We start from the raw sequence: 14,574 nt of genomic DNA, 5'->3' as shown, positions 1-14,574 counted from the left end.
AGCGGTTACTCCTCAGACAGCTGCGGCCATAGCTGGCGCGCCCAGGCTAACAGTATCTCGTCTTCTCCATATCTCCCTATACACTGGAAGCCGAGCGGCATCCCTTCAAGCGTTGCCGCAGGCAGAGTGACCGTGGGCACTCCCGCGAAGCCCCAGACCGCAGGCATCCCTGCCCAGCCCGTATTCCGCTCCTCGATCTTCGGTGCAGTCCCCCCTTGGGCCGGAGAGACCCACAGGTCGATTCCCTCTTGGTCCATAAGCTCCATCAAGTCGCGCCGCAGCTCCCGTTGCCGGGTGCGGTACTGCTCCAGCTCCTCCTCCGGAATCTGCTGTCCTCTAAGGATCGCTTCCTGCACGGGGACACCGTATTCTACTCTATGCTCCGCGAATCTATCTTCATGCTCCCGTGCCAGCTCACCCTCAATGAAGCGCAGCATGGCATTGCCGTAGATGAGTTCATCCTCCCACGGCATTTGGACATAACGGACTTCATATCCAAGCTGTTCAAGCCCTGTAATCTGAGCCTGGAACACCCCTTTGACTTCCGCACTCATCAGCTCCATATAGACTCCCTTAGGGATACCCAGAACCGGCTTACGGGAGATTGGGGCAGCAGGAGCTTCCCAGTCCGGGACAAGCAAGGCTGCCGCAGCCTCCATATCAGGCAAATCTTGCGTGAAGAACCCTACCGTGTCAAAAGACGGCGAGAACAGCAGCACACCATCCAGCGGAACCCGGCCATAGCTGGGCTTGAACCCGACCACTCCGCAAAAGGACGCCGGGGCGATCACCGAACGCAGCGTCTGTGTGCCCACTGCCAGCGGACAGAGCCCCGCAGCCACCGCTGCGGCGGAGCCTGCACTGGACCCGCCGGGAGTATGCGCGGTGTTATGCGGATTACGCGTAGCAATGGGTCCGTTGTAGGCAAATTCCTCGGTCACCGTCTTGCCTGCAATCACGGCCCCGAGAGCACGCAGCTTAGTGACCAGAGACCCCTGGGCACCGGCTAACAGCTCAGCGGATAGCTGCGATCCCGCCCGGGTCGGCAGACCGTCCACATGGAGCAGGTCCTTAATGGCTACAGGAATGCCGAATAAGGCCGGGTTACGCTCATCTCCGCTGTACATACTTTGCAGCAGAGCTTGTTCCGAATCCAGCCGCACTTCAACCTCATCCTCAGGGACAAACGCATGGATATGCGGCTCAAGCTGTCTGTAACGCTCCAAGTACTGGTTAAGTACAGTTCCGGGTGAATATCCGGGTTCATCCATCCGGCTCATCATTTCTGTCAGGGATACCTTGTGAAGCAACATTAGATCATCTCCATGGAATATTATGTATAGCATTTGGCTTATTACGTTTCAGACTGCATAAGGTAACAGAAATTCCCAAGCTTTCTCAGCGCCAAAAAAGCCACCCGGGCCGCCTCCCCTCCAAGATGGCTTTCATGTTCCCTATCACAAGAGCTTCCTAAAGCTCTTTGTCTCCTTGATCTCCGCTCTGCTTATACTCATTCAGCTTCTGATTAAGCTGCTTGGCTTCCCGTTTCCCGTCGATGTGCATCATTGCGTACACCATAGTTTTGACCACCAGAATGACAATGACGAACGGTACCAGCACTCCCTTATCCATTAGCGGGCCGTCCGCGAACTGCCACAGCCAGAGAATTACCAGCACATCCGCAAGGATGAAGCAGAGATAGAAGCTGATGGTCTGCACTTTGGGATCTACCTCATACGTATTCACCAGCGCATACCGGAAGCAGGTAAAAGCAGCCGCCCCCAGGAACAGCTGCACCAGCAGCGAGCCCCGGATCATCTCCGTAGCATTCAGAGCCAGCACAACCGCCGCAAGCACCATCAGCCCCCCGCAAGCCACCAGCAGATCCTTCACGAACAAAGATACATACTTTCTGGTTGTAATCATGAGTTTCCCTCCTATTCAAGTCTTGACAGCACAGCTATAACCCTAACTTCCGTTTGAGCACCGGGACATATTGTCTGGAGATGTGGACTTTCTCACCGTTGTGCAGCAGCGCCTCGTATCTTCCGTAGAGCACCGGGCGGAGCGACTCGATCTTGGCCACATTCAGGATGCTGGATTTGGAGGCCCTGAAAAAATCACCAGACTCATACTCCGTCTCCAGCTCATACAGCTTCAGCCTCGACTCATACACCTTCTCCTGGCAGTAGATGAACACCTTATGGTCCACCGCCTCGAAGTAATAGACATCACACGGATGGATGATGTGCATCTGTAGCCCGGTCATACCAATCAGCTTCCTGGGGCCTGTGTTCACCGAGTGGATCAGCGCCAGCAAGTCTTCATCCGGGTCATTGCACCTCAGAATAATTTCAGGCTCACCGCCCTCCGGAACCTGCTCAATCGTGATTTTCACCGCCACCGCCTCCTGCATTCTCTCCCTACAACTACAGTATATTTTTGTCAAAAGACTTATACAATGGCCTTTGCGCAAGCTGCACTCTGGCGGGTTCAAGCTGCAGGTTTGGTTGGTTCAATTCCTTGGTTGGCTCTCTAACTGGTCCGCCTAATTGCAGGCTTCAGCCGACGACGCCGTGTTATATAAGCAGCAAAAAACCCGCAGATCAGCTCTGCGGGTTCTTGGAATATACAATTTTACGGATGCTATCGATAGATAAGCCGTATTGCTCACACAATTGGTCCAACTCTGCACCTTTTTGGAAGCGGCTACGGATCTCAGCATTGCGGACTTTATAGTAATCGGCTGCCCCTGAGCTTTCGCCCCATTTTCTGCGTTTACTCTTGCAGGTTGGGATATACAGGGCTTCCCCTTGAATATATTGCTGAATCTCCTTCAGCAGGTGGTCTGGCAACAGCTTTGCTGCATTTACACATTGCATATCTGGCTCGCTCCTTAAAATTTATTAATCTTTTAAGGGCAAAGCCTGTGTAAATAACTGTATTACTTAAAACATACTTCAGGCGAATAAATCCGCTCCATGCCAAGCTTTCGCCTTAGTTATTTCACAGGCTTTGCATGGAGCGTGCCGTTCACATACTGACTCATCCGAAACATGGCCATCACCTCCCGGGATTCTGGAATTGGTGCAGATTAACTCTATTCTAGAATAATTTCCATATTGGTTCAACAACGGATGTGCACTGTGCCAGAAGTATAGCATTTAGCTATAATCAAATATTACCGGAAGAACATTAGTTTTTTGCGGGCGCCGATTATATAATAGAAACTATATGGTAAAGAAAGGATGCGATACAGCAAATGAAATTCTCAGAATATGTATACGAACGGCCGGATGTGGAGCAATTCAAGCAGGAGTTCACCACTCTGCTAAAGGACCTGGAGACAGGCAATCTGGAGGAGCAAAAGGCTGCCGTGGCAGCAATCAATAAGCTGCGCAGCCGCTTCGATACGATGGAGACCCTCGTGAGTGTCCGCCACTCCATCGATACGGAGGATGCATTCTACAAGGCAGAGCAGGATTATATGGACGAGACCGGACCGGTGATCCAGGAATACATCACGGATTACTACAGAGCCCTTGTCAATTCCAAGTACAGAGCCGAGTTCGAGCAGGTATGGGGAACACAGCTCCTAAGCTTGGCCGAGATCTCACTACGCACCTTCAGTCCTGAAGTAATTGAAGATCTGCAACTGGAGAATAAGCTGTCCTCCGAATACTCCCAATTGATCGCGTCCGCCAAAATCATGTTCCAGGGCGAAGAACGCACGCTGGCACAGCTGATTCCGTTCGATTCTTCCACGGACCGTGAAGTTCGCAAAGGCGTATTCGAGGCCCGTAATGCCTTCATGGCAGAGCATGAACCCGAATTCGACCGGATCTATGACGAGCTGGTGAAGGTCCGGGCAGGAATCGCTGCCAAGCTGGGATACAAGAGCTTCGTGGAGCTCGGGTATGACCGGATGGGACGTACCGATTATAATGCTGAGATGGTGGCGGGCTTCCGCAAGCAGGTGCATGAGCATATCGTGCCGGTTGCGGGGAAGCTGAAGCAGCGCCAGCGCGAACGCCTTCAGCTGGACGGACTGAAATTTTACGATGAGGGTATTAAGTTCAATTCCGGCAACGCTACCCCTAAGGGCGACCCGGACTGGATCGTGGCGAATGGTGCGAAGATGTACCAGGAGATGTCCCCGCAGACCGGTGAATTCTTCAGCTTCATGCAGGAGAACGGGCTGATGGATCTGGTCAGCAAAAAAGGCAAGGAATTCGGCGGCTACTGCACCTTCTTCAGCGACTACCGTGCTCCGTTTATTTTCTCCAACTTCAATGGTACCTCCGGGGATATCGATGTGCTGACCCATGAGGTCGGGCATGCGTTCCAGGCGTATTCCAGCCGGAATATGGAGGTTCCTGAATATACGTTCCCGACCTCCGAAGCCGCTGAGATTCATTCGATGAGTATGGAGTTCTTCGCCTGGCCATGGATGGACCTGTTCTTCAAGGAGGAGGCGGACAAGTACCGTTTCAACCACCTGGCGGACAGTCTGGAGTTCATTCCTTACGGCGTATCTGTGGATGAATTCCAGCATTTTGTGTACGAGCATCCCGAAGCTACACCGCAGGAACGCAAACAGGCTTGGCGGGACATTGAGCGAAAATATCTGCCCCACCGTGATTATGACGGCAATGCTTATCTGGAGCAAGGCGGCTTCTGGCACAAGCAGGCCCATATCTTCCGTCTTCCGTTCTACTATATTGACTATACCCTGGCCCAGCTCTGCGCCTTCCAGTTCTGGAAACGCTCGAATGAGGACTTCACCTCGGCCTGGCCGGATTATCTGAAGCTCTGCCAGGCCGGAGGCAGCCGCTCCTTCACGGAGCTGGTGAAGCTTGCCGGTTTAACCTCCCCGTTCGAGGATGGCTGTATCGGCTCTGTCATCGGTGAGATTGAGGGCTGGCTGAACAGCATAGACGATAAGGCGCTGTAGGGGCGAGGATTCATACACCGAATACAATTAAGTTACATTCACCATCAAGCACAGCGTCAACTATTAGGGGCTGTCCCAAGTAGCCGGTTCATGGCTTCGGGACAGCCCCTAATTTTAAGTTGGATCGATATGAGCACGCTCTCTTATTTCTTCTTCCCCTTCTCTGCGGCCTGCTGCTGATTCTCCTCTACTCTGAATTTGACGATTCTGGCAATGAGATCATAGGGGAGCGGCTCCTTGAGGGGGAACTGTACCGAACCCTTGGCTCCTTTGTACTGCGCTAGCTCCTCCTTGAAGGCTTCAATTCCCCGGGGTGCAGGATAGAACCCAATATGATTCTTGAAGGCGGCAAAATGCACCAGATTCTTATGCAGGAACCAGGTCGGCATCTGGTAGCTGATCTTCTCCACTGCCTCCGGTGCAGCTTCCGAAATGACCTTACGCAAGGTCTGCAGAAGCTCCTGGACCTCCGGCGCAAAGTCCGCAATATACTGGTCAACCGATTCATAGGTAACTTTATTCTTGTCCACTTCGGCTTCATCTCCCTTGGGTTGGTTCATAGATCTTCAAGCCATTGCAGGCATACCGGAATGAAACCGGCATAGTCATTCAGCGCTTGCAGGGTAGGCAGTACCTGGCTCGTTCCAAGCTCCCGCTCGGAAATATCCGGCCCTTCCAGTCCCAGAGACCGCCGAATGCTATACTCCAGCCAGCCTATTTTACCGTGGAAGCCGCTGCTCAGCACTTCTGGCCAGGGATCAGTAATCTCTCCCCCTTGATTACGGTAAGCATGAATCACTGCACAGAAATCTGCCATACGGATGTGACCACTCTCAAAGTCTGACCAATAGAGCGCTACTTCCATCAGCTCCTGCGCCGGGTTAACCCAGCCTGCGGCCTCCCAGTCAATGATCACGGGCTGACCTTCAGAGCTCCACAATACATTCTTCGGGTCCAGATCCCGGTGGCTGATGACTCTGTTCCCGCCAAGGACCGTCATAGCGGCGTTGACCTGCTTGCCATAACAGCTTAGCTTGTCCAGATTAGCCTTAAGGGGTACAGCCCACGAGAGGCCCATTGCTTCACCCTGCAAGGCATACCCCAGCCAATCTGTCCGCAATTCCTCCGCTGTGCTGTCCCTTTGGAGCTCGTTATGGAGGGGGGTGAAATCCGCCGCATGGATGTCAGCCAGAGCTTGTCCGATCAGAATGCAGTGCTCCAGCCCCGCTTCAGCCGCAGAGACGGAACGGCCTTCTATCCAAGGGAACAGCAGATAATATTGCCCGTCCGCTTCATGTATACAGCTTCCCTCATGGAGAAGTGCAGGAAGTGCGCTCACTCCCTGCCTGCGGGCCTGCACGGCTACCTTCTCGGCTGCTATCATGTTGTTCATCACAGCTTCCTTCCGCATGAGCTGCGGGTTGAGCGCCTTCACTGCATACTCTGCCTGATTCGTGGTCACACGATACATCCGGTGGAGGAAACCGCCGGAGATTTGCTCCGGCACCCCACTCAGTAAGCCCAACTTATATGTAGCACACAGCTTTTCAAAATTCAAATTGTAATTCGTTAGCGTCATGATCCCTTCGTCCTCCCGGCATAGAACTTCAAATATTCGTCCATATGGCTCTTCCAATAGTCCCCGTCATGCTGGCCTGCTCTGAGGTGATATTCCACCGGCACGCCCTTTCCTTTAAGCAGGGTATACAGCTGCTCTGTGCCTTCATAGAACCGGTAGCTGTCCTCCGCCCCGCAGTCCAGGTAGATACTCAACTTCGATAAGTCCCTGTTCTGCGCCAAAAGAAGCGGATCACGCTCCTGCCGCAGCGCTTCCGTCGGATAGAGAAGCTGGACCAGGCCGTTCTCGCCTCCGGCAAGAGACCAGTCATCCAGGAACAGCGCCGGGCTATGCCCGCCAACCTTACTATAGATATCGCTATGCAAAAACGCCGAATGCAGGCTGATAAAACCGCCCATCGATATGCCGCCAATATAGCGGGAACCGCTCTCAGGCAGAGTATTGAAATGCGTATCCGTATACTCCACAACATCCTTGACCAAATAATCCTCATAGCGTTCACCGCCCAGCGCTGCGGGATTACCTGGATTAGCTACAGCATTCAGCCCATAGCTGTTGTCCATCTGTGGAGCGACGATTATGAGCGGCTCGATTTGACCGGCCTCTATCAGTCGGTCTGCATTCTGCTGAAGCTCCAGCCCACCCCACATATCCGTCTCCCGGCTGCCGTAGCCATGGATGAAATAGAGGACCGGATAACGCTGAGAGGCATTATAACCTGTAGGAAGATAGACACTGAGCCGCATCTCCCGGTCCAGGGCCTCACTTTGAAAAACCAGATTCTGAACGCCAGGGCTTTGCAAGGGTGCCATCTCAACCTTGTCTGCCGCCTCTTCAGACGCTTCGCCTGAGTTCCGTGAACAACCTCCCAGCATTATACACAGTATGATCAGAAACAGATACAGCCTGAAGCCTCGAGAACCTTTCATATCGGCCGCCTCCCGTTCTCCGCTACAATCGTAGCGCTTACATTAAACAATATCATGGATTTGGATATTAATGGTAGACAATTATGTTGTCTATGTATTATCAGGTCAGCCAGAAACTACTGGTTGGCCTATCTTCTATGTGTTTTAATAAAAATCAATCGTTTTTCCGGTCAGCTCCGTCTTACTTATAAAAACATATTTCGAGGACGACTTCTTCCATAGACCAACACAATAAGGAAGAGGGGATGGTGAATGGGGGGGGAAGACAATGAACAAAACCAATACAGCAGATCTGTCGCTGATGGATGAAGAGGTGTTCTATGAGCGGCTAGCAAGTGAGCACCGTAAACTGTATGCGCTCGCTTACAGCTATCTGCGCTCAGAAGCAGATGCCCTGGAAGCGGTGCAAGAAGCCTCATGCCGGGCCTGGATGAAGCGCAAACAGCTTAAGAACGAGCAGGCCTTCACACCTTGGCTACTCCGTATTACCATCAACTGCTGCATGGATGAGCTAAGGCGTAAAAAACGCGTTGTGCTGACGGAAAGGCCGGAGGAGGAGACCCAGGAGATGAAGAGCAGCGATCGTCTCGATCTGGAGCGCGCCATGAGCCGGCTAAAGCCGAAATACCGGCATGCCGTGATGCTTAAATATTACCAGGATATGACAACCACCGAAATTGCCAAGGTACTGAATAAGCCCGAAGGCACGATCAAAACCTGGATGCGTCAAGGACTCATGCAGCTGCGGAAATATCTATGAGTAAATAGGAGGTGAAGGAAATGTTAGCAAAAGAAGAGCGTGTCCTAAAACAGGATGCACAAGAGGTCCATCTTCATGCAAAGGAGATTAAGGAATTGAAAATATATAATGCAATGCGCAGTGGAATGGCACAAGGGAAAAAACGCAGCAAACGGCGTTTCTATTCCTATGGGGCCGGCGCTGTATTAGCCGCGGCCGCAGCCATTTTTGTGATTGTCTCATCCATCGGCTTACCGGCCGGAGGTACAGACGATTCCGTCCTCGGCGGTTCAGTGCAGGCGGTCAGCACCACAAGCTGGAATGATTTTGCAGACTATCGCAGACAGCCATTAACGAACCGGCTGGTTGGCGGCATCCTGGAACGAAATCTGGTAAAGCCGGTCCGTCAAAGCGCATCAAACAAAGGATACCGTATGGATGTGGATGGCGCCGTCACGGATGGCCGTAAAGTGTATATCCTATTCAATGTGCACAACGGTACGGATCAAGAAGTTATTCCTGCGGATACGAAAATTCAATTCGGTGATTTCGAGGTTCCATATCCACATCGGGGCGCAGCCCTGGAATTAGCGAACAGTGGCGAATCCAGAATTCAGCCTGGCGAAAACAAGAATTTTATTTATTCCACCAACTATCCTGCTTCCATCACTGATTCCAAGGATCTGAAGTTCACTCTAATTATCACCGGAACGTCCGAACAGGCGCTCGCTTCCAGCAGCAGCAAGTATCGGACCAGCCTGGAGGTATCGTTTCAGCTTGATCCAGACGATTTCAAAGACCAGGTGCGCACGCTGCCTGTGAATCGCACGCTTACAGTGGACGGTCAACAGATTATAGTGCACCAAGTACAGTATACTCCGTTCAATACTTATGTCGATCTGGAGTATGACAAGGCGAACACCAAACAGATTTTCAGCCTGCTGAATCCTGTTCTGATCGCAACAACCGGGAGCCAAACCGAGAAATTGGTGTATCCGGGTAGAATCACGTCCAATAATTCCGAGGTGTACAAAGACTCCTCGCAGGCAACACTGGTGTTCAGGTATACCGGGCTCAACCAGCCGGACTCCATCGCGCTGAAAATTGCCGGTATCTCGGCGCTGGAGCCGGAGCATATGAAATTTGTGGTCGATCTGAACAAGCAGCAAGTGATTGAAGCACCGGCAAACGGTTTTGAAATAGTCACATCCAAGAAAGAACATTCTGCAACAGCGGCAGAGATTCTGCTCCGGCGCAAGGTGACCGGCCTGTCTTATTATACCGATTCGCAAGGGGCAGTACAGGCAGAGTACATCGGTGCAGGGCTGGACGACAAATTCACCGATGCGAACGGCCAGGTGCATGATAGAGCCAATCGGGAAACGCCACTAATCAACTTCGGCGGCACCATGATCTCTGGAAACGGTACGGGAATTGATGAGATGAGTTTATCTTTTGACAGTCAAGCTGCAGATTACCCGCAGCCGCTTACCCTATCGGTATCGAGCATTTGGAATCCAATTATGGAGACGCAGAGCATCGAGCTGTTCTCAAAGAAATAGACTACAGCAAGAAGTCCCGCCCAGCCGACAGGCTTGCGGGGCTTCTTGCTTATTTATCTGGACTTTGGAACTTCCACTCCCTAATTAATTTTGGTAAGCTGCCACTTCTGAGCGTCGGTTCCGTTGTCCGTCCATTGCTGCACGGCCGCTCCGTCTGCGGTAGAGGAGTTCGAGACATCCATGGCCAGCCCGCTGGCTTTGGAGATCAGCTTGTAATATCCGCCGCCCACATCGACGATGCTCCACCGCTGGGCGTTACTGCCGTTGTCATTCGCCTGCTGGAGCTGGACTCCGCTTGCCGTGGAAGCGTTCGGCACATCGAGCAATTTTCCGCTATGCATCGCTGTAAGCTTGTAGAAGCCGTCTCCCGTGCTCTCCACTCTGAATTGCTGATTGGCGGCGGTGTAATTAGTCCACTGATGCATTTTGGCTCCGTCTGCTGTAGAGACATCCGTCACATCCAGCACCTTACCGCTGGCTTTGTTCATCAAGGTGTAGACTCCGCCGCTGACAATACCGCTCGAAGGAGCGCCCGCCTGATACACCCGCACATAATCCACCAGCATCTGCGCCGGGAAGCTGGTTGCTCCATTCGGAGCGCCAGGCCAGTTGCCGCCTACCGCAAGATTCAGCAGCAGGAAGAACTGTTTCTGGAATTCCTCTGTATTGCCGGTTCCATTCTCAATATAGAATTCATTGAACTGGTTGCCGTCCACGAACCATCTGATGTACTTGGAATCCCATTCCACGCTGTACACATGATATTGAGAGAAGTCCAGATTACCGGACACCCTGCCGAATTCGGCATGGCCTCCTGCATCCCAGTGCACCGTGCCGTTAACGGCTGCGTTATTATTTACCCGCTCCATAATATCGATCTCACCGCAGGCCGGCCAATAGGCCGTATTAATATTGGAGCCGAGCATCCAGAACGCAGGCCATAAGCCTTGGCCGGACGGCAGCTTGATTCTGGCTTCGATCTTGCCGTATGTGAAATTCTTAAGCTCCTGCGTCTTGATCCGCGCCGAGGTATAGTTCATGCCTTCATAGGATTCTTTCTGCGCAGTGATGACCAGATTGCCGCCTGTCACCTTCAGATTCTGTGAACGGTTAGTATAGTATTGCAATTCATTATTGCCCCAGCCCCCGGTGCCTGTGCCAATCTCGGCTGTCCAGTTCCCGGTATTGAGTGAAGAACCGTCGAACTCGTCGCTCCAGGCCAGATTCCAGGTTGCTGCGCTTGCGCTCCCTGCAGGCACCAGTGCGATTAATAACGCGAACAGCATGAACAAGCTTAAGACTTTACCTCTTCTAAACATCTTCGTCCTCCTCTTTTGGCGTTTCAAAGTTGCCAGCCTTATTTCAATGCACGCGTACGTTCGCGCAGTTGAAACCTTTCCCAACCGGTTTCGGACATGAATATGGTAGCGCCTTCTTCTGCTACATCCCATATATATCGCTTTTGGTTCCCGGAAGAACCAGAAATTTGACAATTTAACGAACCCGGCGGAACGGAGCAGCTGGCCTTCGGACGACACTGCCTCATCAGCCCCAAACACAGCAAAAAACCGCTCCCGAGCGGAGGCGGTTCCTGCTTTTGCAAAGAGCTGTTGCCGTACTACTCGAGTCCGTGCTCTTCGCGGATCTTATACATCCCTTGTACGAGCAGCTCCGAAGGATCACGGTTAAGCTGCATATGCGTCAGTAACAGATGGAGCGGGATAGCGCATACGTTATTCCCGTCCGTGATTGCAGGGAAGCCTGCTTCAAAGACCGGTCCATGCTCCTCGTTCCAGGCCAGTCCGGCATGCACCTGCTCCGGTGCGAACTCCTCCGTTACAGCGGCGATACACATCGGAACCAGCACATTGTCGACAGCGGCCTTGGCTTCCTCTTCACTGGCGAGCGGCTTAGGCATGGAGTTGCCTCCCTTGGTCTTCATCAGCTCGTGGAAGAAGGACGCCATCCAGATCTCCGGACTGTTGCCGGACTGGAACCGGCCAGCCAGCTCACGAAGGAAGAAGCCGCAGTAATAATCAGCGTTATCGTTATCCTTTACACGGAATACAAATACCGGGCCGTAGTTGTCCAGGTTCAGCACCTGTCCTTCCACATCGCTGAAGCTCATTTTGAGCGCTACAATGCCGTTATGAAAAACAGCCTTGAGCAGCTCATTCCAGTTCTCTTCGGTCATGGCCTTCTCGGCAGCTTCCGCTTCACCGTTCACCGGCTCATTCGTGGTGTCATTGGTTGTTTCGTTTGTCATTGTTAAATTCACCCCACTTTCTATCATACCATCCTATTGAACAAGGTAACATACCCTATCTCTCAGGCACAAATGGAAAGCTCTGCCGGACCCGGATGTATGTCCTTATGCGCAAGTGCTATACTAGACAGGGTACAGTAACCATCTCATCTTGTAGAAGGGAATGACCCTAACCATGAATACCGAACAATTAGACCGAATTCACACTGGCCAAGGCTTTATAGCTGCTCTGGACCAGAGCGGAGGAAGCACCCCCAAAGCGCTGCTGCAATACGGTATTAAGGAAGACCGTTATTCAGGGGACGAAGAGATGTACACCATGGTTCATAGCATGAGAACACGCATTATTCAGAGTCCCGCCTTTACAAGCGAGCATATTCTCGGTGCAATTCTGTTCGAGAACACGATGGACCGCCTTATAGACGGGCAATATACCGCCGATTATCTGTGGGAGCAGAAGGGCGTCGTGCCTTTTCTCAAAATTGACCAGGGACTGGCCGCTCCTCAGCATGGAGTCCAGCTCATGAAGCCTATTCCCGCCCTCGATGCCCTGCTGAAGCGGGCAGTCAGCAAGCATATCTTCGGCACCAAGATGCGCTCCGTGATCCATGAGGCGAACCCGGAGGGTATCCGGCAGGCCGTTCAGCAGCAGTTCGGGCTGGCCCGGCAGATCGCCGCCTTCGGACTGGTTCCGATTATTGAACCGGAAGTAGATATCCTCAGCAAGGACAAGCAGGAATCAGAGCAATTGCTGAAGCGGGAACTGGCCGCACGCTTGTCTGAGCTGCCAGATGACGTGAAGGTCATGCTTAAGCTGTCGATCCCGACAGAGGATAATTTATACAGCGAGCTCGCCGCAGATCCCCATGTGGTTCGGATCGTAGCCCTCTCAGGAGGGTATACCCAGGCTGAAGCCAACGAGAAGCTGGCCCGCCAGCATGGAGTGATTGCCAGCTTCTCCCGCGCCTTATCCCAGGGTCTCAGCGATCAGCAGACAGAGGACGAATTTGGCCGCACCCTCGCTGCGTCGATCCAGGCCATCTATGAGGCTTCGATTACTTGATCAGATCCATGCTCATTTAAGCTCATAGCTTCATATACAGAAGAGGACCCCAGGCCTAGTGCCGCAGGGTCCTCTTCTGTATATTCCGAATAGAAGTTCAGAACTCAAAACTACTCCTGATAATCACCGGCTGATCGCTACTGTCACCGCAACAAATCTAAAGTGTTGCAGAATCTGCAACTTTCAGCTCTGTATACCTGGGTATGCAGGAGAGATGTTGCATGATATACAGGATTTCTCGAGCTAATCCGCACAAAAGAGAGGGAAATGCTGCCTTTCCTGCAACAATCTTGGATCAAGTCCTGGTTAGTGGAGAGAATGTTGTATTTCAGGCAGAATTTCATAGCAGTAATGCTCTTGCCCTAGCAGGAGCTATGCTTGCGTAAGCCGTTTAATGCCCTCCCGCACCCTAGGCGCTACCTCTGTCCCGAAGAGACGGATGGCCTGCATCACCTGGGCATGCGGCATGGAGCCGTGCGGGACATGCAGCAAGAAGCGGGTGATCCCTACATGCTCGTAGAGGTGAATGATTTTGCGGGCAACTGTGTCCGGGTCCCCCACATATAGAGCACCGTCAAAGCTGCGGGCGTCATCGTAATCCGTACGTTGATAAGAAGGGAGTCCCTTCTCCACCGCCCGGACATTCGTCCGTGCATGTGTAGACGGGAAGAAGCCCTCTACCGCAAGCTCGTCCGTCTCCGCAACATAACCATGAGAGTGTGAGGCAATCGGAAGCTTGGACACATCATGACCAGCCTTGGCTGCTGCCTCCTTGTAGAGCCGTACATGCATGGCATAATCGGAAGGGTTCACATTGCCGATAATCGCCAGGGCAAAGGGCAGACCCAGAGTACCCGCACGGACCGCAGACTCCGGAGTTCCCGCACTCGCAATCCATACGGGCAGCGGATTCTGCTCCGGACGCGGATAGATCTCCAGATTCGTTATGGCTGGACGGTGCTTGCCGCTCCAGCTCACCTTGCCGGGCTCCCGCAGCTTGAGCAGCAGGTCCAGCTTCTCGTCAAACAGCTCTTCGTAGTCCTTCAGATCATAGCCGAACAGAGGAAACGACTCGGTGAACGAGCCCCGGCCCACCATAATCTCGGCACGGCCACCCGATATTCCGTCCAGTGTAGCGAAATCCTGAAATACCCGCACCGGATCGGCTGAGGACAGAATCATGACCGCACTGGTCAGGCGGATTCGGGTCGTCAGCGGTACAGCCGCCGCCATCAGCACAGCAGGCGATGAAGCTGCAAAATCAGGCCGGTGATGCTCACCCACGCCGTATACATCCAGTCCTACCTGATCCGCAAGCACGATCTCCTCCACCACTTCACGCAGCCGCTCCGCATGGCTTAGAGTCACTCCGGTATTCACGTCAGGCGTTGTCTCGACAAAGGTGCTTATTCCAAGTTCCACGTATTGTTCCTCCTAGAAGTCAGTAATCTTTATATTCTAAAACTAAATAGTCAAATATTC

Annotated in this window: 14 protein-coding genes; 4 read left to right on the top strand and 10 right to left on the bottom strand. The window is 52.7% G+C overall.

Features of this window, described 5'->3' with window-relative positions; translation table 11 throughout:
* Positions 1-5: 5 nt before the first annotated feature.
* From MKZ07_RS01135 to MKZ07_RS01120, 4 genes are all read right to left on the bottom strand, one after another.
* Positions 6-1,313: an amidase gene (locus MKZ07_RS01135; RefSeq protein ID WP_076154835.1), complete on the bottom strand. Its 1,308-nt coding sequence runs from the start codon at positions 1,311-1,313 to the stop codon at positions 6-8.
* 157 nt (positions 1,314-1,470) lie between these two features.
* Positions 1,471-1,926 carry a DUF3021 family protein gene (locus MKZ07_RS01130; RefSeq protein WP_036695932.1) on the bottom strand — a complete coding sequence of 152 codons (456 nt, stop codon included), beginning with the start codon at positions 1,924-1,926 and terminating at the stop codon, positions 1,471-1,473.
* Positions 1,927-1,960: 34 nt separating this feature from the next.
* Entirely contained in the window at positions 1,961-2,398 is a 438-nt protein-coding gene (locus tag MKZ07_RS01125) for a LytTR family DNA-binding domain-containing protein (RefSeq protein ID WP_036695977.1), read from the bottom strand.
* Positions 2,399-2,606: 208 nt separating this feature from the next.
* Positions 2,607-2,882, bottom strand: coding sequence for a CD3324 family protein (locus MKZ07_RS01120; protein ID WP_036695930.1), 276 nt, complete (start codon positions 2,880-2,882; stop codon positions 2,607-2,609).
* Between the two features lie 380 nt (positions 2,883-3,262).
* Between MKZ07_RS01120 and MKZ07_RS01115 the strand changes: the two genes are divergently transcribed.
* The gene (locus tag MKZ07_RS01115; RefSeq protein WP_036695929.1) at positions 3,263-4,954 is read left to right on the top strand and encodes a M3 family oligoendopeptidase; all 1,692 of its coding nucleotides are present in this window, start codon (positions 3,263-3,265) and stop codon (positions 4,952-4,954) included.
* 143 nt (positions 4,955-5,097) lie between these two features.
* Here MKZ07_RS01115 and MKZ07_RS01110 read toward each other — a convergent pair whose 3' ends face one another.
* Genes MKZ07_RS01110 through MKZ07_RS01100 form a run of 3 tightly spaced genes read right to left on the bottom strand, consistent with a single transcriptional unit; the run spans position 5,098 to position 7,462 of the window.
* Positions 5,098-5,484 (bottom strand): iron chaperone, encoded by a 387-nt coding sequence (locus tag MKZ07_RS01110; protein ID WP_036695975.1) that lies wholly within the window; start codon positions 5,482-5,484, stop codon positions 5,098-5,100.
* Between the two features lie 26 nt (positions 5,485-5,510).
* Entirely contained in the window at positions 5,511-6,533 is a 1,023-nt protein-coding gene (locus MKZ07_RS01105; protein WP_036695926.1) for an aminoglycoside phosphotransferase family protein, read from the bottom strand.
* Positions 6,530-7,462 (bottom strand): alpha/beta hydrolase, encoded by a 933-nt coding sequence (locus MKZ07_RS01100; protein WP_341024037.1) that lies wholly within the window; start codon positions 7,460-7,462, stop codon positions 6,530-6,532. Before MKZ07_RS01100 ends, MKZ07_RS01105 begins: the two co-directional genes overlap by 4 nt.
* 268 nt (positions 7,463-7,730) lie before the next feature.
* Here MKZ07_RS01100 and MKZ07_RS01095 point away from each other — a divergent pair, with 268 nt between their 5' ends.
* Entirely contained in the window at positions 7,731-8,222 is a 492-nt protein-coding gene (locus MKZ07_RS01095; RefSeq protein WP_051493639.1) for a sigma-70 family RNA polymerase sigma factor, read from the top strand.
* Positions 8,223-8,242: 20 nt separating this feature from the next.
* Positions 8,243-9,763, top strand: a complete 1,521-nt coding sequence (locus MKZ07_RS01090; protein ID WP_341024034.1) for a DUF4179 domain-containing protein — start codon at positions 8,243-8,245, stop codon at positions 9,761-9,763.
* A gap of 80 nt (positions 9,764-9,843) precedes the next feature.
* Here the strand turns inward: MKZ07_RS01090 and MKZ07_RS01085 are convergent, their stop codons facing one another.
* Positions 9,844-11,082 carry an RICIN domain-containing protein gene (locus MKZ07_RS01085; protein WP_341024033.1) on the bottom strand — a complete coding sequence of 413 codons (1,239 nt, stop codon included), beginning with the start codon at positions 11,080-11,082 and terminating at the stop codon, positions 9,844-9,846.
* A 299-nt stretch (positions 11,083-11,381) separates the two neighbouring features.
* A complete protein-coding gene (locus MKZ07_RS01080) occupies positions 11,382-12,029 on the bottom strand; it encodes a hypothetical protein (protein ID WP_036695922.1) in 648 nt (215 codons plus the stop codon).
* A gap of 175 nt (positions 12,030-12,204) precedes the next feature.
* On the opposite strand from MKZ07_RS01080, the gene MKZ07_RS01075 reads away from it, so the two are divergent.
* Complete coding sequence (locus MKZ07_RS01075) at positions 12,205-13,092, top strand: fructose bisphosphate aldolase (protein WP_076154862.1); 888 nt, start codon at positions 12,205-12,207, stop codon at positions 13,090-13,092.
* A 372-nt stretch (positions 13,093-13,464) separates the two neighbouring features.
* On the opposite strand, the gene MKZ07_RS01070 is transcribed toward MKZ07_RS01075, so the two are convergent.
* Positions 13,465-14,514 carry an Atu2307/SP_0267 family LLM class monooxygenase gene (locus MKZ07_RS01070; RefSeq protein WP_036695918.1) on the bottom strand — a complete coding sequence of 350 codons (1,050 nt, stop codon included), beginning with the start codon at positions 14,512-14,514 and terminating at the stop codon, positions 13,465-13,467.
* Positions 14,515-14,574 lie beyond the last annotated feature (60 nt).

Origin of the sequence: Paenibacillus sp. FSL P4-0338 (assembly GCF_038002365.1) — a bacterium.
In the GTDB taxonomy this organism is placed as follows: domain Bacteria; phylum Bacillota; class Bacilli; order Paenibacillales; family Paenibacillaceae; genus Paenibacillus_AQ.
This window is presented reverse-complemented; position numbering and strand designations above follow the sequence as displayed.

Coding starts and splice junctions, on each gene's coding strand:
- MKZ07_RS01115 (WP_036695929.1), top strand. CDS start 3,263: ATGAAATTCTCAGAATATGTATACGAACGGCCGGATGTGGAGCAATTC.
- MKZ07_RS01120 (WP_036695930.1), bottom strand. CDS start 2,882: ATGCAATGTGTAAATGCAGCAAAGCTGTTGCCAGACCACCTGCTGAAG.
- MKZ07_RS01075 (WP_076154862.1), top strand. CDS start 12,205: ATGAATACCGAACAATTAGACCGAATTCACACTGGCCAAGGCTTTATA.
- MKZ07_RS01105 (WP_036695926.1), bottom strand. CDS start 6,533: ATGACGCTAACGAATTACAATTTGAATTTTGAAAAGCTGTGTGCTACA.
- MKZ07_RS01135 (WP_076154835.1), bottom strand. CDS start 1,313: ATGTTGCTTCACAAGGTATCCCTGACAGAAATGATGAGCCGGATGGAT.
- MKZ07_RS01080 (WP_036695922.1), bottom strand. CDS start 12,029: ATGACAAACGAAACAACCAATGACACCACGAATGAGCCGGTGAACGGT.
- MKZ07_RS01130 (WP_036695932.1), bottom strand. CDS start 1,926: ATGATTACAACCAGAAAGTATGTATCTTTGTTCGTGAAGGATCTGCTG.
- MKZ07_RS01090 (WP_341024034.1), top strand. CDS start 8,243: ATGTTAGCAAAAGAAGAGCGTGTCCTAAAACAGGATGCACAAGAGGTC.
- MKZ07_RS01085 (WP_341024033.1), bottom strand. CDS start 11,082: ATGTTTAGAAGAGGTAAAGTCTTAAGCTTGTTCATGCTGTTCGCGTTA.
- MKZ07_RS01100 (WP_341024037.1), bottom strand. CDS start 7,462: ATGAAAGGTTCTCGAGGCTTCAGGCTGTATCTGTTTCTGATCATACTG.
- MKZ07_RS01095 (WP_051493639.1), top strand. CDS start 7,731: ATGAACAAAACCAATACAGCAGATCTGTCGCTGATGGATGAAGAGGTG.